We start from the raw sequence: 25,324 nt of genomic DNA, 5'->3' as shown, positions 1-25,324 counted from the left end.
TATAGATTCTTTTTGTTCTATATTTATAGAAGATGTTCGAACATCAGGTTATCTACGTGTAGTCTTCTTTCCTTTAATAACCCAGGATTTCTTAAGCTTTGTTAATAGGGGACTTCTTATAAATATATCTGTCAATTTTTTTCCTTGAATTGGAGCCATAGGGCTTAAATATGGAATACCATATGACCTTAATGATGTTAATCTCAAAAACAGTATTATCATTCCGCAAGTAAGGCCTACAAGCCCCATTGTTCCACCGAAAACAAGAAATACTATTCTTGGGTATGTAAGTGCCAAACTCATATCTGTTGATGGTAAAGCAAATGAAGATAATGCTGTAAGAGATATCACTATAACCATGGGTGTACTAGCAAGACCCGCTTCAACTGCAGCCTGACCTAATACCAATGCACCAACAACACTTATTGTCTGCCCGAGAGCCCTTGGCATCCTAATACCAGCTTCCCTAAGTAACTCATAGACACTTAACATTAATAAGCACTCAATTAAAGCTGGATATGGTACACCAGCACGACTTTTTATTAAAGATACTATTAATGAAGATGGAATAAGCTCCGGATGAAATGTCGTTATAGCTACGTAAAAGCCTGGTAAGATTATGGATATAACAAATGCTATATATCGTATCCATCTATTAAGTGTGGCTGCAACAAAATTCAAATAATAATCCTCATTATTTAAAAAAAATTCTATAAAGAGTGAGGGTACTGTTAACACTATGGGAGTTCCATCAGTTAAAATGGCAACACGACCTTCTAGTAGCTTACCTGCTATAACATCTGGCTTTTCTGTACTATATACAGTAGGAAAATTACTTGTAGGCTCATCTCCTATGTATTCTTTTATATAGTTAGATTCCAATACTGAGTCTATATCAATTTTACCTATCCTTTCTTTTACCTCATTTACTATCTTAGAATTAGCTTTGTTTGAAAGGTAGACAATGGTAACTTTTGTTTTAGTCGCTCTTCCTATTCTAAATTCTTCTATTTTGAAATTCGCACTTTTAATTTTCTTTCTTAAAAGCGTTATGTTAGAGCCTATAGACTCTGTAAACCCTTCCCTAGGTCCTCTCAAAACAGTTTCAGATTGAGGTTCCTCTACATCCCTACCTGGAGGGTTGTTTATATCAATAATAATTGCTTCATTTATTCCATCTACAAATAAAACGACTTTACCATCTAATATTGAATTCACAACTATGCTTATATCTTGACATATATTGGTATCACTTATCCCAAGTAAGTACTGTGAATACTCCTTACTATTTGGAGGATAAGAAGATTCAACCTTTTTATTAATCAATCTTTCAATAATAGATTCTTCAAATATTGTTGTTTCTATCATATTATCAATATACACGAGAATAGCACTGAATTTTGAACTGCTTGTAATCTTCAATTCTCTTATAATTAAGTCAGTACATTTATCAAAAATATTATTTATATATTTTCTATTTTGTTCTAATTTATTAGAAATTTTCAAGTTTAAGTATTCTTCTTGCATGTTTTTATTACTTATGTCTTGATCTCTATTACTATTTTCGCTTAAAGAAAAAAAATTTTTGATTGAGTTTAACATTAAATCATCCTCCATTTCACTATTTTGTGGTTAATGAAGTTATTTATACCTATAATTAATTCTTTAAATATAAAAGTTATAATATTTTATGATTTTTTAGTATCACAACCATTGTTATTGAAGTCTTAATAGTGAAGTGATTATTTAATCTGATGTAGATAGAATATAAGTAAGTGTCCCGACTAAACCAAGTTGGTAATGAAAAAAGGGGGATTTATGAAATATGTAACGTAAAACTATTGTATACTGTTATGCATAGGTAACAATTTAAGAATTTGTGATGAAAGGGGATTTGCAAGCATGGTAGCTGGAATTGACAGTTCAAATGATAAAAGTATCAGAATGCATGAAAAGTTAGGTTTCAAGTATTCTGGTACTATAAATAAGGATGGCTATAAATTTGGAAAGTGGCTTAATCTTGTTTTTTATCAACTAGAGCTTAAAGGTCCTAATAATCCTATAGAAGAATAATTATACTTTTCGTAAACCAAGTGAAATTTAATGGCCATATTTATTCTTTTTATGTGCAAAAATGTATCTTTTATGCAATACTCTTTACTTAATTATAAGTTCATGCTATTTTATAAGTATAAATAATCTATAAAAGGTAAATATTAAATGAAAGGTAAGTATTAAATGATAAATAAATTTGCAGTTAAACTTACAAGTTATATAGAAAACAATAGCAAGCTTAATAAGCTTGAAGAATTAGAGCAAATACAATACGCAATAACAGCTATTTTAAATGAATTTTTTAAGATTATGATTTTAATTATTTTATTTAGCGTAATTGGTAAGTTAAACTATCTACTATTTTCAATGATAATTTTATTAACAATAAGACTTTTTTCAGGTGGACTACATGCCAAAACTTTATTGAGTTGCCTGTTATGGACAATATTGTTTTTTATTTTAACATCAATAATTGCTCCACTATTACCTAAATTAAATCAATATATTTATTACGGTTTAAGCTTATTAAATCTTGTAGTAATAATTGTACAAGCCCCTTATCCAAATCCAATACGTCCAATAAAAAAGAAAAAAAGAAAGCAGTATTTAAAAATACTAGCAATCTCTTTTTCAATCTTTTGGACATATATTATACTTTTTTATATCAATGATTCATCATATTTAAACTGCGGTATAGCAACTATTTTACTACAGTCATTACAACTATTCTATACGAAAAAGGAGGTGTGAATATGAAAACATTAAAGAAAACCAACTTAGTAAACATTCTAGGTATATGTTTAATAGCTTTGGCTGGCATTATTACTACTTCTGCTAGTCTAGGGCTTATGGGAGAAATAGAACCACCAAAAAGCTTATTGAATAAATAATTTAAAAATAGTAAAACCATCTTCTAAAGATAGTTGAATTTTGCCACCGGTGCGTTCAACTATCTTTTTCGCATTATAAAGACCATACCCTCTGTTATTACCATCTTTTGTTGAGAATCCTCTCTCAAATATTTTTTTAATATTTTCTGGTTTTAAAGTTATTCCACTATTCATTATTTCAATAATATTTGATTCATCTTCTAAATATGTCTTAATAGACACTGATTTTTCACCTACTTGACCATCTAAAGCATCAAATGCATTGTCTATAATGTTATTTAATATTTCTGATAGTTCATAATCCTTTAAATTTCTAATAAGTAAATTGTTAATATTGTATAAGAACTTTATATTTTTTTTATTAGCTTCATTAAGTTTACTATAGACTATAGCTCTAAATATTGGACTTTTTATATATATAATGTCTTCCATTACCTTCATAGACTTGTTTAATGAAGCTATATACTCTTTTAATTTATATTCTAATTCAACCCCTTTTGTGCTTTCAATTAATCCATACATAACATTTAAATGGTTTTTAAAATCATGCTGCCTTGCACGAATATCTTCAGTTATATTATTTAGAATTTCACTGTACTTATATTGTACTTTAGATTCCTTTTTTTCTAGTTCAACTTTTATTAGATAAAAGTACAAAAATACATTAACTGATAATACAGAAATTATCGTTAATGTTAATTCTAGTATATTATTAATGACCACAATCATATCGTAATTCCATATAACCTTTAGAATTACTACATAACCTAATAGATTTATTACAAAACAAAATAAAAGTTTCATATTTTCATCATAATTTAAATGCTTTTTTAAAATAGGAGTAAAATAACATGTTGCAAGTATAAACAATAGTATTAACAATAGCATAATAACGTTAGTTGAAAAATTACCTTGATATTTGCCCGCACAGCTCTTATATATAAATATACAGATGAGCTGTGTTATCAGTAAAAAAGCTAAAAGTGCAAAAAATTCTACAGTGATTCTAATAAATCCTTTTTTATGAAATAAATGGACTAAAAGTATAATAGTCAAATAACTAATAACCATATTAAAATATACATCAAATGTAGTAAGCGATGTTACTAATGATCCAACTATTATTATAAATAAATTTTTAATCAAAATGTTTTTACCCCTTAAACTAAACTTAGACCATAAAACGAAAATACAAATTTGTTCAAGCATAGTACATATAAAGTTCTGGTTTATAGTTATTGTTTTCACCTCCCTATAAATTAATTATGATATGTCGGATTTTTTGTTATAAATTTTTCTATAATTAAACTTTTACATTTATAACTTAAGAGAGCCTTTTTTTCATAATCTTCAAAAAACAGCTCATAAGATTTTATATTTAATTTTACGATTTTAGTTATGAAATTGATATTAACAGCAAAGGATTTATGAGATTGAAGTATAGCCTTATTATTAATTAATTCTAGGGCACGCTTTAATGAAATCCCTTTTATTTCATAGATACCATTTTTAGTATGTACAGTGCATGTCCTACTGTTAACTTCAATAAAAATTATTTCATCTACATATATTTTTATGAAAATACCTTCTTTTAAATCAAAGATAGCATATTTTCTTTCAATTATTGTTTTGCTACATGAATGTAATATTATGCGATTACTTATAGCTAATAATTTATCTTTATCATACGGCTTTAAAATATAATCGTAGCAATGAACTTCTTTAAATGCTTGAGTTATATATTCTTCATGAGTTGTTAAAAAGATAATCCAGCTAAATTCATATTTATCTATTTTCCTAAGATCTATCGCTAAATCCAGTCCCGAAGAATTTTTCAGGAAAATATCTATGTAAAAAATATCTATTGAATTTTCATTTGAAAGTTTTAAAGCATCAGCTTTATCTTCTGCCTCATATATTATTAAGTTCTCTTTTATTCCTTGCATCATTTTTATGAAATTTTGCTTTTGTATGTTATCATCTTCAACTATTAGTATATTCATTTATACATACTCCTTTTAAGTATTATAAACCTGATTAGATACAGGAATGTTAGTAAATTTCATCTAAATATTACTTTCCTTTTTATTGCTAATATAACATATTAATATAAAATTTTCAATCTAATAGAACATTATAAATTATTTCACTTGGTCACGTATACATAAAAGTAAGTTCCATTTATGTTTAAAAAATGCTATTTTATGCTTTTTGCCTTGGAATGTTGCTTTTCATGGTATAAAATACAATTAAAATAACAGTTTATTTTACAGAAACTTTATATAACAAGGGGACATGAGTTTGCGAAAACTAAATATATGGAAGGAGAATACAAAATGTATATTAATGAGAAAAACGGAGCAGATATTAAGACACAAGTATATGAGCTTATATCAAATATAACTGGACATAAAACTTTAGATCTTGATTGTGAGATGTTTCTTGAAAGTGATTTAGGAATTGATTCAATTAAAATGGTAACACTTATGAATGGATTAATGAAGAGTGTTCCTGCTGAGGAACTAGAGAATTTTACATCAAAGTATCCTATAACATATTTAATGTCTCTCCAAACAATAGGTGAAATTGTTCTTATGTTTGAGGGTTTTTACAATGTAGAATCAGCAAGTCAAGATGAAACAGATGAGTTAATAATTTTGAATTCTCAATATCCATTTTTAGTATCCTATTGGTCAGTAGGAACCTTAACTATTTGTTCAGGGGTAAAAATTGAGGGACCACTACATTTAGAAATTTTGCAAGAAAGTTGGCTTGAATTAGTAAAAAGACATCCTAGTTTATGCTCAGAGTTTAAGGCATGCGATGAAGCAAAAAACTTTAAAGACTACAAACTCAAAGTATATATAAATCCTATATTACCTAAAATTGAAGTACGAGACATGAGAGATTTACCAAAGGAAGTTAGAAATGAGACAATAAAGAAAACTATAGAAGAACTTATAAACAAGCCTTTTGATATTTTTAAATATCCACTTCACAAATTTATGATTATTCAAATAAATAATACCCAATATGAGTTAATACTCGCGAACAATCACTTGGTCTCGGATGGATTGGGAAATCAGCAAATACTTAGAGGGATACTGGAGATCTACTCAGCAAGGTTGCAAGGTGTCAATTCAAATTTACCAGGAATATTAAATGTATCAGACTATAATAAAATGGTTTCCGAAATTAACAACTTCAATGATCCTAAAGAATATAAAAACTTGGATAAATATACACAAACTTGTGGGAAAACAAAGTATAGATTTAATCCATTTAGCAAGAATAATGTTGAAAATGAGTTTGCACAAATAAAAACACAAAAATACTGGATAAGCGAAACTGTCACCAACCTTCTTCTAGATAAATCAAAAGCATGGAGAGTTTCTTTGTTCTCGATTCTAGTAAGTGCTTATTTAAAATCTATATCACAGTTAGATGAGGAAAGTAATCAAACAATCTTAAACTTACCTACTGGAGGAAAAGTATATCCTAGTGTTGATGCAACCGGACTTATAGGGTGCTTTGCACAAAATATGTCACTAACCTTCAATTTAAATCATAGTGGTAATGACTGGGAAACATTAGTAAAAAATGTAGATGAAGAAATAAAAGATAATATATCTTTAGGAATAGATAGAGCTCAAACCTTTATAACAGCACAAATGGCAAAAGAGCAGGATATGCTTGAACACGGGAAGATGCATAAAACAACTGCTGCTATTGTTCGTTCAACTTTAAAATCAAACTTATATCTCTCTTTTGTTGGCAATACTAAGATTAAAGAAAGATATGGAGATTTGAAAATAATTGATTATGAAGCATATACATCAACAAATGTAGAAACTATAGACAATCTTATTGAGTTATTCCAAAATAAAATTTTAATTACCTCCAATTATGATAGCTTACATTTTAGTGAAGATAATATTAATACACTAATCAACAAATTTATAGATAATCTTAATTCTCTTGCAGAATATAAAATAGTGGTCAATGATGAAATATTAAGTTCAAAAATTTCGCAAGATAAAATTTTACTTGAAGAACTTGAGACAATAGCACAAGAAGTTTGTTGCACAACTATTTGCAGCGATGATATATATAAAGATCTAGAGTCAGATTTTGGGGTTGATTCACTGCAGCTTATACGGATAATAACAAGGATTAGTAAGCAACATGTAGGCGTTGATAAAAACTCTCTTTTCGGATGTAGGACTCTAAATGAAATGGCTTCGATAATTGAAAAATATGGAAGTGTCAATTATGAAAAAGGAGATTTAAAAGAAAACTATTCAGAGGATAAAGAACAGATTCCTTATATTCAAATTGTGAAACAGTGTAAGCTTACACCAGATGCTGCAGCAATTATGTATAATAATGAAACAATGACCTATAGGGAGCTAGATACTATATCAAACAAGGTTGCTAACTATTTGCAAACCCAAAAGATAAAAAGTGGTTCTTTTGTTGGAATAATGGCATTTCCAGGGCCCATAATGCTAATTGGAATGATTGGTATTATGAAAGCTGGTGCAGCTTATGTGCCAGTGGATCCTGCGTATCCAACCGATCGTGTTCAATTTATACTTAATAGTGCAGGTATAGAGGTTTTACTTACTGAAAGTTCCTTAAAAGATCAGCTAAGTAAATTAATAAAGGATGATTCTTCAATAAAAACTCTTGTGTACTTGGACTATGCAGATACCATAATCACAACTTATAAGTACAATCAGGTTTTAAAAGAACAATGGATAAATGGTTCAGGTAACGCGCCTAAATTTGAAAGCATGCCCGATGATTTAATGACAGTTTTATATACTTCAGGCTCAACTGGAAATCCTAAGGGAGTTATGCTTGCTCATAGGGGTTATATGAATAGGTTAAAATGGCATCAAGATACTTTTAAACTTAAAATAGGAGAACGTGTTGCGCAAAAGACATCTTGTTGTTTTGATATATCTGTTTGGGAGCTTTTCTGGCCTTTAATGTATGGAGGAACAGTATGTCCTATTACATCAGAAACTGTAAAAAATCCATGGGGTCTTGCGAAGTGGTTAATAGATACAAAGATAAATATAATGCATTTTGTACCATCATTATTTGGTGAATTCGTAAACGCAATACATGATGATGATTATAATTTCAATGATTTAAGATGGCTTATTTTTAGTGGCGAGGCTCTCCCAATGCCAATATTACAAAAATGGATAGACAAGCGAGGCATGTCTATAGGCCTTGCAAACCTTTATGGACCTACAGAGGCATCTATTGATGTTACCTGTCATATAATTGACAAAAGACCTGGGAGTAACGGAGAAAACAGTATTCCAATAGGTAAACCAATTACGAATGTATTTATAAAAAATTTAGATAAAAATATGAAGGAACTCCCTGATGGAGAAATAGGGGAACTTTGGATTGGTGGTATTCAAATTGCAAAAGGCTATAAGAATAATAAACAGAAAACAGATGAAGCTTTTAAACATAATCCTTTTAAGGACGTTCCAGGAGAATATTTATATCGAACGGGAGATTTAACCTCAAGGCGTGCAGATGGAAGCTATGACTACTTTGGGAGAATAGACAATCAAGTAAAAATAAGAGGATTTAGAGTTGAATTAGGAGAAATTGAGTCAGTACTTGGAGGTCACTCCTGCGTAGATGAAGCCGCTGTAATCGCGATGGACTATATCGATGGTCAGAAACAGTTGATTGCTTGGGTATGCGGAAATGAAGTTACTGATAGCGAGTTAAAAGAATGTATATCAAAAAAGCTTCCATATTATATGATTCCTCACCATTTTGAGTGGATAAATGTTTTACCAAAGACACCTAATGGGAAGCTAGATAGAAAAGCTTTAATTGAATTATCTCAAAGAAAGCTAAAAGGGAAGGATACTAATGAATTAGCAGTTAATGAAATATCCCTATCACCGGCACAAAACTGGTTAATGAGCTATTTTGATTATCCATACCAGTGGACTGGTTATACAAGATTCTTATATAAACAGCCTCTAGATTATACACTTTTTAATAGAGCTCTTTCTATAGTAACTAATAGTCGTGATGCTTTAAGAAGTGTATTAGTTGATAAAGATGGAAAGTGGTTGCAGAAATTTTTGCCACAAGATCAAATGGTAGAAGCAGATTTTTATGACGGATCTCATATGAATAATGAGGAAAGAAATAATGAGGTCAAGAATTTAATTGACATAATTATATTAGGGCTAAAAGTAGACAAATGGCCTCTGTGGAAAGTGGTTGTTATAAAGGTAAATGATTCTCTTTATGATATTTCTGTGATAGGGCATCACCTTATTTCTGATGTTACAACGAATCAGCTTTTGTTTAAGGATATATGGAAAATCTATGAGCAACTTATTTTAGGAAATAAAAAGGTTAAACTTGAAAATTCAAAATCATACAAGGATTTTGTTCTTCAGGTTAATGAAGAAAAAAGAAATAAATGCATGGAATTTGTGGATTATTATAAAAAACAATTTCCATCAGAAGCATATTCTTTTAAAATTCCTACAGATTTTAATTTAGGTAACAATACTGAGGAATCTACTATAACAAAAAAATTCAAGTTAGATAAGGCGGAAACTAAGATACTTTTGACAACAGCAAAACAATGTTTTGAAGCGAATGTATATCCAATTATACTTGCTCCTCTTTATAGAATGCTTCAAAAGTTATATAACAAATCATGGATAGTAGTTAGTCATAGGATGAATGGGAGGGATTTAGGAAATAATAATACTTTCTTTGAGACGGCAGGAAATTTTGCAATAAACTACCCACTGGGAATTAGTATAGGAGACAATGAAGATTGGTATGAAACAGTCCAAAAAATAAAAAATAGAATGGAGAGTGTTCCGCTTAAAGGTATAAGTTATGATTTAGTTTCAGATAATTTACCTGCTTATTTGTACCCTGACTTGAAGCTAACATCTATAAGGGCCAACTATTTGGGAAATAGAGATATTCCAGAATATAATGTATTTGAGTTTTCAGTGGATGGAATTGATAGAAGATATTCACATCCTAAGCAAAAAAGAATTTCATCAATTGAGTTTTTCTTTTCTATCGTAAGTGGTGAATTAAATTTAGAAATAGAATATTCTAAGAATATGTATAATGCAGCTACTATAATGCAACTGGGGAATCAATATATTAAAGCTACTAAGGAGATGTTTTCTTATACTAATAATAGAGAGAATTCACAAGAGCATTCAACTTTAAAGCCTCTCTCGTTAATAAAAGAGAATAAAAAACATGGTATATTGTTTGGAAAAGTTGCAATTATAACCGGTGGAGGTAGAGGAATTGGAAGAACCATTGCTATTGAAATGGCTAAAGAAGATGCTCAAATAGTGATTATATCCAGGACAAGCAGTGAACTAGAAGAAACAACACTAGAGATTCAGACAATTGGCGGTAAAGTTATATCTATAAGAACGGATATCAGTGACTATAATGCAGTAAGTGATGCTGTAGACAAAGTTATATCTACCTTTGGAAAGATAGATATTCTTGTAAATAATGCAGGAATAACAAAAATGGATTCTTTTACTGATATGAGTGAAGAGGAGTGGAAGAGAATAGTGGAGGTTAACTTATTTGGCAGCTTTAATATGTGTCATGTAGTTATTCCATATTTAGTTAAACAGAAGTCAGGTAAAATTATTAATTTAGGCTCTGATTCATCATTTATCGGCTACCCTCTAATGAGTGCATATACAGCATCGAAACATGCAATCGTAGGACTTACAAAATCTCTAGCTGAAGAATTTAAGATGAGTAATATCCAGGTAAACTCAATTTGTCCTGCTTTTGTGGATACGGATATGGCACCAGGTGCATTTAGAAAGAACGCTATGCCACCTGAAAAAATTTCTGATTTAGCTATATTCTTAGCATCAAACAAATCAGATTATATTACTGGAGAAGCGATAAAAATATTCGGGAAGCAAGATATGTATTGGTTTGGATCACAGCAAATACCAGCTGTAAAGGCTGCACTAAATAAAAAATAAGGGGGTAATACAGAGTATTATGGGCTTAAAAGGAAAAATATATTTGTTGTTTGGAAAAAATAAATGGATTCTCTATATAATAGGCTTATTTATTGGAGTTGCAATGGGGATTATTAATCCCCTTGCGTCCACTCACTTGGAACAAAATAACGTAGGAAGTTTTTGGATTGGAATAGTTTCTTCTTCATTTTTTCTTTTTATGTCAATAGGTTCAGCTTATATAGATAAAAATATGAGAAACAGGAATATTAAAGGAATTATATTAATAGGGTCATTAGTTTCTGCAACTGCATGTGGTATCTTTCCATTTGTTTCAAGCATATATGTTTTGTTTTTACTAATGGTGATTATGGGATTTGGAATAAGTTTTATTATGGTTGGAGTTCAGACAATGCTCCAAAACCTCACGGAAGATAATACAAGGGGAATGGTAAGTGGTTTATATTCATTCTATTTTGCTATAGGTTTTGTACTAAGTTCTATTATAGGTCCAAAGCTTTATATGTATAAATCGTGGGTTCCTTTTATGATTCCTATAGCTTCACTTTTATTGTGTCCAATAATTTTAAAACTTAATTTTAAAGAAAAACTTATATTTCCTGCAAAACTAAAAGAAAATGTATTTAAAAAAATAACTATTGGGCTTCAAGGTGCGTTTCTATATGGTTTTACAGAAACAACTTTAATTACCCTTTATCCTATTTTTCTTCTTCATAAGCATTATAGTTTAACAAACCTTGGATATGCTTTGGCGATATTTGTAGTAGGAAGTATTGTAGGCACTATACCTATGACTTATATCTCAGATAAGTTTGGGCATAACAAAACTTTGATAATAATCATTACTATATCTATATTTACGGTTTTAGGAATTATAGTTTCCGATAGTTTTGGGTTACGATTAATTTTTTCTTTCTTATCTGGGGTTGCAATTGGACCTATCTACCCACTATCTTTGGCAGTTACAGTTCAGAATCTGGGTACAAAAGAGATATCTTCAGGAACCTCATTATTTACTTCATCTTATGGGATTGGGTCAACTATAGGTCCAATTGTTTCATCAACAGCTATGAGTCTGCTAGGAGATGGATATATTTTTAGTGTATGTTTATTAATTTTTGTTATATTTCTTTTTACAACCTTTATTAAAAGAGGTTCATATCAATCAAAGACAGCTGTATAGATAAGATTACAGCTAAGAAACTATGATTAAGGAGATGCGAATATGAGAAATAAAAAAGCAACTAAAGCTGAAGAAAATATAAAAATGTCAACGTCCACTGGGAAACCTATAAATGGTAAGTACCTGAGCAAAATGAACATTGGGAAGTTATTAATAGAGGCTTCAGAAAACCAAAAGGATAAGGGAATATTGTTCATTCAAAATAATGATGAAATTTTCTTAACATATGAACAATTACTTGAAAAAGCCATTTACAGTTTAGGTAAACTTCAAAAAAGTGGTTTAAAACGAGATGATTTTGCAATACTTTCTTTCGAAAATAACATTGATTTTGCTGTTTGCTTCTGGGCTTGTATCCTTGGTGGAATTATACCTGCACCAATTACTCCTCCATCATCATTTAAAGAAAAAAATGCTTCTTTAGAAAAGCTTATAAATGTGTGGAATACACTTAAAAAACCTGCAATAATAAGTGACGATACCATGATTAAAGGTATAGAAAATAATGATTCATATTCAGATTGCAAAGATATGCTAATGTTAAATATATCAGTTTTAAGGCAAAGTACAGTTAAAGGTTCAATTGATATGTCTACATCAGATAAGCCTGCTTTAATACAATTTAGTTCAGGAAGTACAAACACCCCCAAGGGAGTTATTCTGACACATAAAAACTTGTTAACTAATATAGAAGGCATTATTGATGCTGCTGGTTTTACATCAGAGGATAGATTTCTTTCATGGATGCCTTATTATCATGATATGGGTTTAATTGGTTGTCACCTTACATTAATTGCTTTAGGTATGTTTCAGATAAACATGCATCCAGTAGATTTTGTAAAGAGGCCAACAAGGTGGTTTGATTTGATTGTCCAGCATAAGATTAGTTTAACTTCTAGTCCTAATTTTGGGTATAGATTATTACTTAAAAAAATAACAGATAAGCACCTTGCAACTTGGGATTTGAGTCGGTTAAGATTGATATTTAATGGAGCAGAACCTATTTCAATACCACTTATAAGAGAATTCATGGATAAATTAGCTATTTGTAAATTACCAGCAACGAGCATGTTCTTGGTCTATGGAATGGCCGAAGCATGCCTCGCAGTTACTTTTCCAACTACAAACACAAGACCTGAAAGTCATTGTATTAGCAGAAATAGCCTTATAACCAATAAGGTAGCAAAAGAAGTTAGTGAAAATGATGTTGATTCATTTCAGGTGGCAAGTGAGGGATACCCAGTTCCAGGTATGGAAGTCCGTATAGTAGATGAGAACGGGGAAATAGTTGTAGAAAAGCAATTAGGAGAAATTCAAATAAAAGGTGACAATGTTACCTCAGGTTACATTTATAACCCTGAAGCAACAAGCAAATTTTTTCAAGATGATTGGTTAAAAACAGGAGATACTGGTTTTATGATTGAGGGTAAGTTATGTGTAACAGGTCGTATTAAAGATATAATTTTTGTTAATGGACAAAATTTCTTTGCTCATGACATCGAGTTTAAATTAGAAGAATTTGAGGGAGTAGAGCCTGGGAAAATTGTGGTATGTGGTTGGCATGATGAGTTTGAGGGAAGAGAAAAAGTAGCAATATTCTCTGCACTTCGTGTACATAAGGATAAAGTACGCGAATTCTATGCAAATATTCTACGACAAATAAATGAGTCTTTTGGTATCGCCATTGAGTATGTTGTCTTAACTAAAATTATTCCTAAAACTACTAGTGGTAAAGTGCAAAGGTTTGTGTTAATAAAGTCATTTTTAAATAATGAATATGATGGGAAAATATTTACTTCAGATGAATTATTGTTTAATATGGTGGCTAAATCTGAGAAAGTTGAACCAGATAATATTTTAATGATAGGAGAAAATGCAGATAAAATACGTGAAATTTGGGGACAAGTATTAGATAAACCTATAGAAAGCTTAGGATATAATCAAACATTTTTATCATTAGGTGGAACTTCAATAAAGGCAGTCCAAGTGTTAGGAATGCTAGAAGATGATTTCAAATTGACTTTAAGCCATGATATTCTTATTAATTGTAAAACTATAAATGATATGGCGGAATATATTAGAGTTTTACCTAAAGTAAATACCTCGGAGATTAATGTAGCAAAAACAACACCATCTTCAATGAATGAGGATGATGATATAGCAGTAATTGAGATGTCTTGCCGTTTCCCTGATGCATTAAGTCCAGAAGAGTTTTGGGATAACCTTGCAACTGGGAAATGTAGTATTAATGAAATACCTGAAGATAGATGGGATATAAATCAATACTATAGTCCAAGTGATGATAAAGCAAAAACAAATTGTCGCACAGGTGCCTTTATAGATAATGTATTTGATTTTGATGCCAAGTTATTTAACATATCAGACGAAGAGGCCTCTGTTATGGATCCTCAGCAGAGGATTATCTTGGAATTAGTTTTTGAAATATTGGAGAGAGCGGGATATTCTAAGAAAAAGATAAGTGGAAGAAGCTTAGCACTATTTATTGGTGCAAGTACAAATGCTTATTATGAATATCATCTAAATACTTTAAAAATGCTGAATCTCAAGAGTTTTGATAGTGTTACCTCACTTACATCGGAGCAACAAGAGTCAATTCTTAAAGAATGGAAAAACAAGTTTGGTGTAACTGATTTCCACCCTAATTTACTTGTGGATAATATCTTGAATATGATTGCAGCTAGGACCTCTCAGGAATTCAATTTAAAAGGGCCTAGTATAGTAGTAGATACTGCCTGCTCATCTTCAATAGTAACTATTCACATGGCTTGTGAGTCTCTTAAACGAGGGGAATGTGACATTGCTATAGCAGGAGGGATTAATCTTTTGCTTACGCCTACGCCGTATATTTACCTTAGTAATGCAGGTGCTTTATCAACAAGTGGAGTGTCGAGTGTTTTTGACGCTAAGGCTGATGGCCTTGTTCCTGGGGAAGGTGCAGGTCTAGTTCTGCTAAAACCTTTGAAGAAAGCAATAGCAGACAAAGATAAGGTTCTTGCTATTATTAAAGCGAGTGCAATAAATAATGATGGACATTCTATAGGAGTTATGGCACCTAATCCTGATGGGCAACGTTCTGTAATTGAATCTTTATATGCTAAAAATGATTTTAATCCTAAAGATATACAATATGTAGAAGCTCATGGAACGGGTACAAAAATTGGAGATCCGAGTGAAGTTAGAGCCCTGGATAGTGCTTTTAAAAGGTGGAGTCCTAAACCGAATTCTATAGCTATAGGATCGGTTAAAGCAAATATTGGACATCTTTTAAATAGTGCTGGTATAGCTAGTTTTATTAAGGTAGTTTTGGCATTAAACAATAAGATAATGCCACCCAACGTTAATTTAACGCAGCTTAATCCTTCTATTAAGTTCAATAAAACTCCTTTTTATACTATTTCTAAGGCAAAGGAATGGACTGTGGACCAGGGAACATCAAGGCGAGCATCTATTAACTCTTTTGGGTTTGGTGGTACTAATTGTCATATGGTTGTTGAAGAAGCTCCTCAATTAGCTAAAACAATATCTGAAAAAAAATATGAGAGGTCGAATAATCTTATATGTCTTTCTGCGAACACAAAAAAATCATTAGAACAAAAAATTGATGATCTAGTAGGATATCTTCAAACTAGTAATGGAAATTGCTTAGGAGATGTATGTTACACAGAAAATGTATCAAGGACATTATTCAAATATAGGTGTAGTGTGGTTTCAGAATCTTGCTCTGATTTATTAAATAAACTTAAAGAAATTAAATTAGATAATGAAGATGTTGATAAATCTCACAAAATAGCATTAATGTTCACAGGGCAAGGTTCGCAGTATGTTGGAATAGCAAGAGAACTATATGAGCACTTGCCTATTTTTAGAGGTTATATTGAGGAATGTTCACAGGCTTTTTATCCATATCTTAACGAAAAGTTAACTGACTTAATTTATAGTGATAAAGCAGATAAAATGATTCTTGCACAAACTAATATTACGCAGCCAGTAGTCTTTGCTATTGACTATGCATTTGGAAAGCTCTTTATAGATTTGGGTGTTAAGCCGGATTATATGATTGGCCATAGTATTGGCGAATGGTCGGCAGCTTGTCTTTCAGGTGTAGTAAGTTTGCAAGATGCAGCGAAGATAGTAGCCTCTAGAGGTAAGCTGATGCATGAATTACAATCATCAGGTGGTATGTGCGCAGTATTTACTTCGGGAGATAAATTAGAACAATTACTAAAGGCTTTTGATGGTAGTGTTTGGATAGCTGCATACAATGGGACTCATCAGGTGATATCAGGGGAATTAACTGCAATAGAAAAATTTACTGAATTACTATTTAGCAAAGAAATAGGATTTAAGATATTAGATGTTTCGCAAGCTTTCCATACACCACTTATGAATCCAATTCTAGATGAATTTAGGGGAGTACTTGAGGGAGTGCCTTTTAATTCTCCTAAAATACCGATAGTGTCAAATGTAACAGGAGAATTAATGACTAAGTCTTTTGATACCGAGTATTGGATTCAACATATTTTATCACCTGTAAAGTTTGAGCAAAGTTTAAAATATTTATCAGACAACTTAGTAGATGTTTTAATTGAGTGTGGTCCGGATAGAGTACTCGCAGGAATTGCAAATGGTATTCAGATTTGTAATACAGAAACTGTATTGTTTTGTGCAAATCGCAAGAAAAATTCCTTTGAGACATGTTTAGAAGCCTTGGGTTCATTATTTTCTTTAGGACTTAACATAGACTTTGAAAAGTTTGAGGAAGGTATTTATTATGATAAAGTTCAATTACCATTATATCCATTTCAAAGAAATACTTATAAACCTGATTTCGGAATTGAGAATATTAAGGTTCCTAGTAATTGGTTTTATAATTGGAGCTGGATTCCTGAACCACCGAAGCCTTTTACTTCTTTTGAAGCAGGAAATATAATAATATTTGATGATGGAAATGGTCTTAGTGAAGAATTTGAATCAATGTTTGATTCAAATAAAAATAGAGTTTATGTTGTTAGTTCTGGAACTGAGTATAGTTATGATTCTAATAAAAAATTTATTATTAATCCATTAATAGAAACTGACTATATTAAACTCTTTAAAGAGATACCAGGGCCTATAGCATCAGTAATACATCTTTGGAATTTTAAAGGGGAGCATTTCAAGTCAGAATTTGTATTCGATGATAAAGTGCTTTACGATGACATTTATAGTATATTGTTAATTGGAAAGGCGATAGAAAAAATTGATTCACAAAATGTTAAATTATTAATAGCTACAAATGGTGCCATAGCTGTTGATGATAGTTATAAAATTTTCAATCCACACCAAGCTATTGCTGTAACTTTAGCATTGGCTCTAGATCAGGAAAATGCTTTTATAAATTCATATTGTATTGATATAGATAAAAAAGAATATAAATCTAATAAGGAACTTGCTCAAACCTTATTCAATGAAATGAGAAGAGACTTAAACCATGAAGGAATAGTTGCGATTAGAGATGGAGCAAGGTATGTAAGGGATTTAGTAAACACACATGAATTAAAAGAATCCTCTAAAATTTTATTTAATGATGGTGAAACTTATTTAATTACAGGCGGACTGAGTCCTGTAGGTGGCGAAATTGCTAAAGCATTCGCAAAAAAAGCTAAAATCAATCTAGTATTAACAGGACGCTCGAAATTGCCACTAAGAGTGGAATGGAACAAAGAGATATGTGATAAATACGCAAATAAAATTAATTTAATTTTAAACCTTGAAGAACTTGGTGCAAATGTAACTTATGAGATTGTAGATGTTACAAAGATTGGTGAAATGAAAAATCTTATAAAAAAAGTAAATGATGTATATGGTCCTATTCATGGAATTATTCATGCAGCTGGTAGCTGGGATTCCTCTACATTTAAGTTAATAGATAAAGAAATTAATACAATCAATAAAGTTATACAACCTAAAGTTCAAGGGGCGGTAATAACTGATTTTGTTACAAGAAAAGAGCCACTTAAGTTCTTTGTTATGATATCATCTGTATCTTGTTCACAAAAAGCTTGGTCAGCAGGTCTTGGTGATTATGCTGCAGCAAATTCATTTTTACCAGCATACAGTTACTACAGGGGGTCTGTTAATGCACCTGGAAAAAATATTTCATTAAATTATTCTTTATGGTCTAAAACTGGAATGGGTTCTGATTTGGGTGATATTGCTTTAAATGCAATAAAGGCTCAAGGGTTAAATCCTCTCCCAAAAGGCAAAGCCGTTGAAGCTCTTATGAGGGTTTTATCAGATGGAAATCAAAGAGTAATACACATTATAGACAAAATTGAATTGGCACAAGAAAAGAGCTCTTCTCAAATTAAAGTTAGTAGTTCGGATTTTAAAAAATCAAAAAATACTAGAGAGACGGTTTATGGAGTAATTGCTGAGCAGTTGAAAGTAGACATGGAGAGCCTTGATAAAGGACAGAATTTTGTTGACTTAGGACTGGATTCACTTGGAGCAGTAAAAGTTATGGAAAGTCTAAGACAAAATCTTGGAATTGAATTATATCCTACATTAATATTTGAATATCAGACGCCAGATTCATTAGCACAATATATAGAAAAACTTTATTCCACAGGTTCAGATGAGGTAGTATCAGCAAAAATGGATGTCACTTATAAAAACAATAATCAAAATGAAAATATAAAGGATATAGCAATAATTGGTGCCAGTGTTCGGATACCAGGGGCAAACACATTAGATGAATATTGGAATATTCTAGAGAATGGAAAATGTGAAATAAGAGAAGTTCCAAAAGGACGATGGACATCAAAGGATTATTTTAGTACTGATGTAAATTCTTCACATACATCGTATACTAACCATGGTGGATTTATAGACAAGCCATATGACTTTGATCCTTTATTCTTTGGTATGTCTCCGAGTGAGGCCACAGTTACTGATCCACAGCAGAGAATTTTTCTAGAGGTTGCATGGGAAGCATTAGAGCAAGCAGGCTATGGTGGAAGATATAAATCAAAAAGTATTGGAGTTTTTGTAGGCTGTGAGCAAAGTACCTATGAAGAGCATTTTGCTAATTATAGAACTTATATGGAACTAAAAAATGACTTATTAAATAATAAAATATTTAATAATATAAATGACATGGAAAGAAAGGGCATAATGGCAAGTATTTTAAATGTTCTACAACCTGCAAAGATGGTGCCAGATGCGGTTGCAGGAAATAGTTTAAATGAGGTTGCAGCAAGAGTAAGTCACTGCCTTGATCTCACAGGACCAAGTTTAACAATTAATTCAGCTTGTTCGTCATCACTCTCAGCACTACATTTGGCATGTGAAAGTATTAGAACAGGCGATAGCCAAATGGCTATCGCTGGGGGTGTAAATTTGAATCTTAGTCCAACTCCATATGTAGGCCTAAGTAGAATATCAGCCTTGTCTAAAACTGGAATCTGTTATCCATTTGATGGTAGAGCTGACGGCATGGTACTTTCGGAAGGGTCAAGTGCAATATTATTAAAGCCACTCGTTGATGCTATTCGAGATAAAGATAACATAATGGCTGTAATTAAGGGCTCTGCAATTGATAATGATGGACATTCACAGGGCATAACGGCGCCTAGACCTGAGGGCCAAGCAGAAGCAATAAGAAAGGCTTATCAATCTTCAAATGTTAATCCAGAAACAGTATCATATGTTGAAACTCATGGTACTGGAACACCACTCGGTGATCCTATTGAAATTGAAGGTCTGACTCATGCTTTCCAATCTTTTACATCGAAAAAAGGGTTCTGTGCTGTTGGGTCAGTTAAATCTTCTGTTGGGCATATGTTATCGGCATCTGGAATAACGAGTTTAATAAAAGTAGTTCTTGCACTTGAAAATAAGACGATACCGTACACTATTAACTATGATAAGTTAAACACTAATCCTAATATAGACTTTGATAATTCACCATTCTATGTTGCAAGTGAAAAGCCTATAGAGTGGAAATGTAATAACTTAAATCCTTTAAGGGCAGGTGTAAATGCCTTTGGATTCGGTGGAACCAATGTTCATGTGGTGTTGGAGGAAGCTCCAGTTCAAATGGAGTATGAAGAGGAAAAACCTCCATATTTATTACAGTTAACAGGTAGAAATAAAAATGTTATGAAACGTATAGCAACTAATTTAAAAAATCATATAAAAGAAAATCAAGATTTAAGTGTAGCTTCGATTTGCTTTACAATGAATAATGCACAAAAAGAATTAAGTACTAAAAGTGCATCAATAGTTAGATCCAGAGAGCATTTGTTAGAAGTTCTTACTTCATTTGAAAATGGTGAGAGCATTGAAGGAACATTTGACGGACGATCTAATCCAAATCGCGAAACACAAGCTTATCTTATACTGGATGGTAACTTAGAAATTACTAAGGATAACAAACATGAATTATGTATGCGTTTTGTTGCCTTTAACACTGCATACAAACAATGCACAGATAGATATGAAATATACAAAAATCACAGTAATTTTGAGGATAAGCGTATTGAAGCTTTTGCAACTGAGTATGCTCTTGGTGTTCTTTTAAGTAGTTTTGATTTGAAAATTTATGGTATGATTGCACAAGGTACAGGTATTGCTGCCGCAGCAGTTTTAACTGGATTAATAACATTAGATCAAGCTATTAAGGAGCTTACGGACAATAGCATTTTAGAAAATACTATTGGCAAAGGAGATAATAATGCAGTCTATCTAAATTGTCCTATATTAACACCAACAGGTGTTGTTGAAGAAGTGCTTGATATTTCTATAAATGCAGAAAAAAATATTAAAGACTTAAAAGAATTTGTAATCAAAAACCAGGTGGTTATTTATCCTGGCAATATTAATGAAATCAAAAACAGTGAATTTTATGATGCTAAGCTGTTTAATTGGGTTGATATGAATATAAATGATAACCCAGTAGAATCTATTATTACAGTATTTGCTAAACTTTATACAATTGGGAGCAGGTATAACCCTAGTAAGTTATTTTCTGTTATGGAGAAAAAAGTTCCATTACCTACTTACCCTTTCGAAAATGAAACCTATAAAGTAACTCTTCAAGAAGAGTACATTGCAAGTGAGTGCACTGCAAGTGAGTTAGTAAGCAAAGGATTAGTTTTAGATAATATAGAAAAAAAGGGTTTACTAAAGATTGATACGAATTATACCCTTTCAGATATTGAAAAAGAATCAAATTGCAAAGACTTAGCTAATGACTTAAAAAAATAAAGGAGAATTAATTATGCTGAATTTAAAAAAAATTATTTTAGGTGCAATTTGTGTTGTTGTGTTTACCGGTGCAATTTTTGGTGTAAAGTATTTAATTTCTATTCAGAAGTATAAGGAAATAATTAAGGAAATCAAAATTAGTTCTGTGGATTTATCAAAAGTTTCTAACGGAACATATACAGGATCTTGTGATGCTTTAGCTGTGGCAGCTACTGTTTCAGTTACAGTCAAGGATAACAAAATTGTTAAGATAACTATACTAAAACATAAGAATGAAAAAGGAAAACCAGCAGAAATTATTACAGGGAAGGTAATAAAGGCCCAAAGCTTGCAAGTAGACACTGTTACAGGAGCAACAAACAGCAGTAAGGTAATTCTGAAATCCATTGAAAATGCATTAAACTCCGGTAAATCATAAAAATAATTATTGAAAATCACAGTGAGGTATTTTATGGAAATTTATGCTGCTGAAGTTTTAAGTATTACCCAAGAAAATTTAGATAATCTATGTTTATTAATTAGTGAAGAGAAACGATGTAAAATTAAAAAATTCGTTAATAAGGAAGATAAAATTAGAAGCCTAATTGGTGAAATATTGATAAGATCTATAGTTGTTAATGAATTGAATATTGCAAATGAATATATAACATTCCATAAAAATAAATATGGAAAGCCATGTTTAAAAGGATATCCAATAATCAATTTTAACATATCACATTCTGGAAATTTTGTAATATGCGCAATTGATGATAAACCTATTGGTATTGACATTGAAGAAATAAAACATATTGAATATGAGGACATAGCTAAAAATTTTTTCACTAAAAGTGAATTAGACTATATTATTAAACAGAATCCAGATAGCAAACTAAGCAAATTTTATGAAATATGGACACTTAAAGAAAGCTATATAAAATGCTGTGGTCAAGGGCTAACAAGATCATTAAAATCATTTTCTATTGATATAGACAAGTGTCATAATATTAAAGTAATTCCTGACGAACATAATGAATATGAATTTAAAACATTTGACACAATGCCCGGTTACAAAGTAGCTGTGTGTTCGGTAAGTAAACAGATTTCAAATAATGTAATAATGATAAATCAGAATAGTTTAATTAATAATTATTCAAAGTTTAATCAAAAATAGAAGGAGTTATATTAATGATATTATTTTGTTTACCATATGCAGGCGGATCTGAAACAATATATTATAAATGGAAGTTTTTTTTAGATCCATCTATTGAATTAGTTCGATTGGCGCTAAAAGGGAGGGGGAAAAGATATAGTGAGAATTTTTATAAAAATATAGATGAAGCAGTCGATGATATATTTGAGAATATTAAAGATAGAATAGCCAATGAGGATTATGCTATTTATGGACATAGCATGGGAAGTCTTTTGGCATATGAGCTATATTATAAAATAAGCAGGTTTAAGCTTAGAAAACCAATGCATATATTTCTATCTGGATATAAACCACCAAGTATTATAAAAAAAGCAGAAAATATATATGCATTATCGGACAATGATTTCATCCAAAAACTAAGGGATCTTGGTGGAACACCAGTAGAACTACTAAATAATCAAGTATTACTTCAGATATTTTTGCCTATAATTCGGAGTGATTTTGAGATGTTAGAATCATATAAATATGTAAAAAGAGAAAACAAGATTAAATGCGATGTTTCAATCCTGAATGGCAAGCAAGATTCTATTAGTTTAAAAGAAATATTAGCTTGGAAAAATCACGTTTGTAGTGGATTATATATATATAACTTTGATGGAAATCATTTTTATTTAAATAGCAATGTTGAAAATATAACTGATATTATAAATGATACTTTAGAAAATAAAACTCACAATAAAGTATATATTCACAAATAGAGTGGACAATTAATAAATAAAATTTTAGGAGGAATTAGTAATGGTATTTGAAAAAGTTAAAAGTGTAATAGTTGAACAATTGGGAATAGATGAGGCTGATGTTAAAATGGAGGCAAAACTCACAGATGATTTAGGTGTAGATTCTCTTGAAATATTTGAAATCGTAATGTCACTTGAAGAAGCCTTTGAAATTGAAATACCAAATGAGGATATAGAGAATATTAAAGATATTAAGGGAATCGTTAGATATATAGAAGGAAAATTAAAATAATAGAAACTAAAGCACTTAAGAAACAAGGAGGGGTAAAATGTTTAATTCTGTATTTTTTAAAGACTTAGGTGTTAAATGTCCAATAATACAAGGTGGAATGGCTTGGGTTTCAGATAGTAGTTTAGCATCTGCGGTGTCTAATGCAGGTGGCCTAGGTATTATAGCAGCAGCCAATGCACCGACTGATTATATAAGGGCTGAAATTAAAAAAACAAAGCAATTAACAGACAAACCTTTTGGTGTGAATATAATGCTTTTAAGTGATAATGCAGAAGAAATCGCACATCTTGTATGTGAAGAAGGTGTTAAAGTCGTTACTACAGGCGCTGGAAACCCAGGTAAATACATGAATCTTTGGAAGTCACACGGAATTAAAGTAATACCAGTGGTGGCTTCTGTGGCCATGGCTAAGCGTATGGAAAGAGCAGGAGCAGATGCGGTTATTGCAGAAGGTTGCGAATCTGGAGGACATATTGGTGAGCTTACAACCATGTCGCTCGTTCCTCAAGTTGTTGATGGGGTTAGTATACCCGTAATTGCAGCAGGTGGCATAGGTGACGGTCGTGGTGTCGCAGCAGCTTTTATGCTAGGAGTACATGGAGTTCAGGTAGGAACAAGGTTTTTAGTAGCAAATGAATGTACAATACACGAAAACTACAAAAAAAAGGTATTAGCTGCAAAGGATATAGATTCAGTGGTTACAGGAAGATCTACAGGGCACCCTATTAGAGTTTTAAAGAATAAGTTATCAAGACAATTTCAAAAGCTTGAAAAAGAAAATGCATCTGTAAAGGCTTTAGAGGAACTCGGACGAGGATGTTTACCAAAAGCTGCAAAAGAGGGCGATATAGATATGGGCTCTGTTATGGCGGGACAAATCGCAGGCCTAATAAAGAAAGAACAATGTTGCAAGGAAATTATAGAAGAAATGTTTAAAGAGGCAGAAAATACGATTGTTAAATTCAAATAAAAAATATCATTACTTAATATGGATTGCTTAACAATAATAAATTTGAAACAAGAGTCAAGATACTACTATATTATTAAAAAAATGGGATGGTAGATAAATATGGATTATAAAAACATTCAAGAATTGATAAAAACCGTTAGTGATACGCAAATCACCTGTTTTGAAATTGAGACAGATGGTATTAGAATAAAGATGGAGAAAAAAGAAGCACAGGTGGTAGTAGAAAGAGTTCCTGAAAATGTTACACATATAGAGACAGTTACTCATGAACCATTAACTAAAGAAACCATAGAAATGCAGCAAGAGTATACAAAAAATAAAGAAAATGCAGTGAAGACAATAACTGATGAAAACATATTTATAGTTAAATCACCTATTGTTGGAACTATGTATACCTCTCCAAGTGCCGAATCGAAGAATTTTGTGAAAGTTGGATCTATTGTTAAAGTAGGAGATACACTTTGTATACTAGAGGCTATGAAACTTATGAATGAAATTGAAAGTGAAGTAAATGGGGAAGTTTTAGAAGTATTAGTTTCTAATGAAGATATGGTAGAGTACGGTCAACCATTATTTAAAATAATTAAGAAATAGTGGATAGAAATATTCATTAACTAAAAACACTTTAGCTAATAATTTCAAGTGTGGGGATGATAAATAATATGTTTAAGAAGATATTAATTGCTAATAGAGGCGAGATAGCGGTAAGAATAATTCGGGCATGTAATGAAATGGGTATCCAAACTGTGG

16 protein-coding genes are annotated in these 25,324 nt (G+C 31.2%); 13 read left to right on the top strand and 3 right to left on the bottom strand.

The annotated features are described in order from the left end of the window. Positions 1-48: 48 nt before the first annotated feature. Complete coding sequence (locus tag KPL54_RS23805; RefSeq protein WP_216108985.1) at positions 49-1,602, bottom strand: spore germination protein; 1,554 nt, start codon at positions 1,600-1,602, stop codon at positions 49-51. 300 nt (positions 1,603-1,902) lie between these two features. Between KPL54_RS23805 and KPL54_RS23800 the strand changes: the two genes are divergently transcribed. From KPL54_RS23800 to KPL54_RS23790, 3 genes are all read left to right on the top strand, one after another. Next, positions 1,903-2,073, top strand: a complete 171-nt coding sequence (locus KPL54_RS23800) for a GNAT family N-acetyltransferase (RefSeq protein ID WP_216108984.1) — start codon at positions 1,903-1,905, stop codon at positions 2,071-2,073. A gap of 165 nt (positions 2,074-2,238) precedes the next feature. After that, positions 2,239-2,805 carry an accessory gene regulator B family protein gene (locus KPL54_RS23795; protein ID WP_216108983.1) on the top strand — a complete coding sequence of 189 codons (567 nt, stop codon included), beginning with the start codon at positions 2,239-2,241 and terminating at the stop codon, positions 2,803-2,805. 2 nt (positions 2,806-2,807) lie between these two features. After that, entirely contained in the window at positions 2,808-2,945 is a 138-nt protein-coding gene (locus KPL54_RS23790) for a cyclic lactone autoinducer peptide (protein ID WP_216108982.1), read from the top strand. On the opposite strand, the gene KPL54_RS23785 is transcribed toward KPL54_RS23790, so the two are convergent. Both KPL54_RS23785 and KPL54_RS23780 read right to left on the bottom strand, forming a co-directional pair. Continuing rightward, entirely contained in the window at positions 2,931-4,091 is a 1,161-nt protein-coding gene (locus KPL54_RS23785) for a sensor histidine kinase (RefSeq protein ID WP_216108981.1), read from the bottom strand. The genes KPL54_RS23790 and KPL54_RS23785 overlap by 15 nt on opposite strands. Before the next feature lie 113 nt (positions 4,092-4,204). After that, the gene (locus KPL54_RS23780; protein WP_216108980.1) at positions 4,205-4,948 is read right to left on the bottom strand and encodes a LytR/AlgR family response regulator transcription factor; all 744 of its coding nucleotides are present in this window, start codon (positions 4,946-4,948) and stop codon (positions 4,205-4,207) included. A gap of 333 nt (positions 4,949-5,281) precedes the next feature. On the opposite strand from KPL54_RS23780, the gene KPL54_RS23775 reads away from it, so the two are divergent. The 10 genes from KPL54_RS23775 to KPL54_RS26655 all read left to right on the top strand — a co-directional run. Then, positions 5,282-10,993 carry a non-ribosomal peptide synthetase gene (locus tag KPL54_RS23775; protein WP_216108979.1) on the top strand — a complete coding sequence of 1,904 codons (5,712 nt, stop codon included), beginning with the start codon at positions 5,282-5,284 and terminating at the stop codon, positions 10,991-10,993. Between the two features lie 19 nt (positions 10,994-11,012). Continuing rightward, the gene (locus KPL54_RS23770; RefSeq protein WP_216108978.1) at positions 11,013-12,176 is read left to right on the top strand and encodes an MFS transporter; all 1,164 of its coding nucleotides are present in this window, start codon (positions 11,013-11,015) and stop codon (positions 12,174-12,176) included. Positions 12,177-12,218: 42 nt separating this feature from the next. Beyond that, a complete protein-coding gene (locus KPL54_RS23765; protein ID WP_216108977.1) occupies positions 12,219-21,446 on the top strand; it encodes a type I polyketide synthase in 9,228 nt (3,075 codons plus the stop codon). A 13-nt stretch (positions 21,447-21,459) separates the two neighbouring features. Beyond that, the gene (locus KPL54_RS23760) at positions 21,460-21,864 is read left to right on the top strand and encodes an FMN-binding protein (protein ID WP_071612853.1); all 405 of its coding nucleotides are present in this window, start codon (positions 21,460-21,462) and stop codon (positions 21,862-21,864) included. Between the two features lie 33 nt (positions 21,865-21,897). Beyond that, a complete protein-coding gene (locus KPL54_RS23755) occupies positions 21,898-22,596 on the top strand; it encodes a 4'-phosphopantetheinyl transferase family protein (protein ID WP_216108976.1) in 699 nt (232 codons plus the stop codon). A gap of 14 nt (positions 22,597-22,610) precedes the next feature. Beyond that, entirely contained in the window at positions 22,611-23,333 is a 723-nt protein-coding gene (locus KPL54_RS23750; protein ID WP_216108975.1) for a thioesterase II family protein, read from the top strand. Between the two features lie 40 nt (positions 23,334-23,373). Beyond that, positions 23,374-23,604 carry an acyl carrier protein gene (acpP, locus tag KPL54_RS23745; protein ID WP_071612850.1) on the top strand — a complete coding sequence of 77 codons (231 nt, stop codon included), beginning with the start codon at positions 23,374-23,376 and terminating at the stop codon, positions 23,602-23,604. Positions 23,605-23,641: 37 nt separating this feature from the next. Further along, on the top strand, positions 23,642-24,574 hold the full coding sequence (gene fabK / locus KPL54_RS23740; RefSeq protein ID WP_216108974.1) for an enoyl-[acyl-carrier-protein] reductase FabK: 933 nt from the start codon (positions 23,642-23,644) through the stop codon (positions 24,572-24,574). A 99-nt stretch (positions 24,575-24,673) separates the two neighbouring features. Further along, complete coding sequence (accB, locus tag KPL54_RS23735) at positions 24,674-25,168, top strand: acetyl-CoA carboxylase biotin carboxyl carrier protein (protein ID WP_216108973.1); 495 nt, start codon at positions 24,674-24,676, stop codon at positions 25,166-25,168. Positions 25,169-25,236: 68 nt separating this feature from the next. Further along, the coding region (locus KPL54_RS26655) for a biotin carboxylase N-terminal domain-containing protein (RefSeq protein ID WP_216108998.1) at positions 25,237-25,324 on the top strand (88 nt) is incomplete at its 3' end.

It is taken from the genome of Clostridium estertheticum (genome assembly GCF_018861295.1).
Lineage (GTDB): Bacteria > Bacillota > Clostridia > Clostridiales > Clostridiaceae > Clostridium_AD > Clostridium_AD estertheticum_D.
Note: the sequence above shows the minus strand (reverse complement) of the source record. Positions and strands in the feature narration are given on the sequence as shown.

Coding starts and splice junctions, on each gene's coding strand:
- KPL54_RS23805 (WP_216108985.1), bottom strand. CDS start 1,602: ATGTTAAACTCAATCAAAAATTTTTTTTCTTTAAGCGAAAATAGTAAT.
- KPL54_RS23800 (WP_216108984.1), top strand. CDS start 1,903: ATGGTAGCTGGAATTGACAGTTCAAATGATAAAAGTATCAGAATGCAT.
- KPL54_RS23795 (WP_216108983.1), top strand. CDS start 2,239: ATGATAAATAAATTTGCAGTTAAACTTACAAGTTATATAGAAAACAAT.
- KPL54_RS23790 (WP_216108982.1), top strand. CDS start 2,808: ATGAAAACATTAAAGAAAACCAACTTAGTAAACATTCTAGGTATATGT.
- KPL54_RS23780 (WP_216108980.1), bottom strand. CDS start 4,948: ATGAATATACTAATAGTTGAAGATGATAACATACAAAAGCAAAATTTC.
- KPL54_RS23775 (WP_216108979.1), top strand. CDS start 5,282: ATGTATATTAATGAGAAAAACGGAGCAGATATTAAGACACAAGTATAT.
- KPL54_RS23770 (WP_216108978.1), top strand. CDS start 11,013: ATGGGCTTAAAAGGAAAAATATATTTGTTGTTTGGAAAAAATAAATGG.
- KPL54_RS23765 (WP_216108977.1), top strand. CDS start 12,219: ATGAGAAATAAAAAAGCAACTAAAGCTGAAGAAAATATAAAAATGTCA.
- KPL54_RS23760 (WP_071612853.1), top strand. CDS start 21,460: ATGCTGAATTTAAAAAAAATTATTTTAGGTGCAATTTGTGTTGTTGTG.
- KPL54_RS23755 (WP_216108976.1), top strand. CDS start 21,898: ATGGAAATTTATGCTGCTGAAGTTTTAAGTATTACCCAAGAAAATTTA.
- KPL54_RS23750 (WP_216108975.1), top strand. CDS start 22,611: ATGATATTATTTTGTTTACCATATGCAGGCGGATCTGAAACAATATAT.
- acpP (WP_071612850.1), top strand. CDS start 23,374: ATGGTATTTGAAAAAGTTAAAAGTGTAATAGTTGAACAATTGGGAATA.
- fabK (WP_216108974.1), top strand. CDS start 23,642: ATGTTTAATTCTGTATTTTTTAAAGACTTAGGTGTTAAATGTCCAATA.
- accB (WP_216108973.1), top strand. CDS start 24,674: ATGGATTATAAAAACATTCAAGAATTGATAAAAACCGTTAGTGATACG.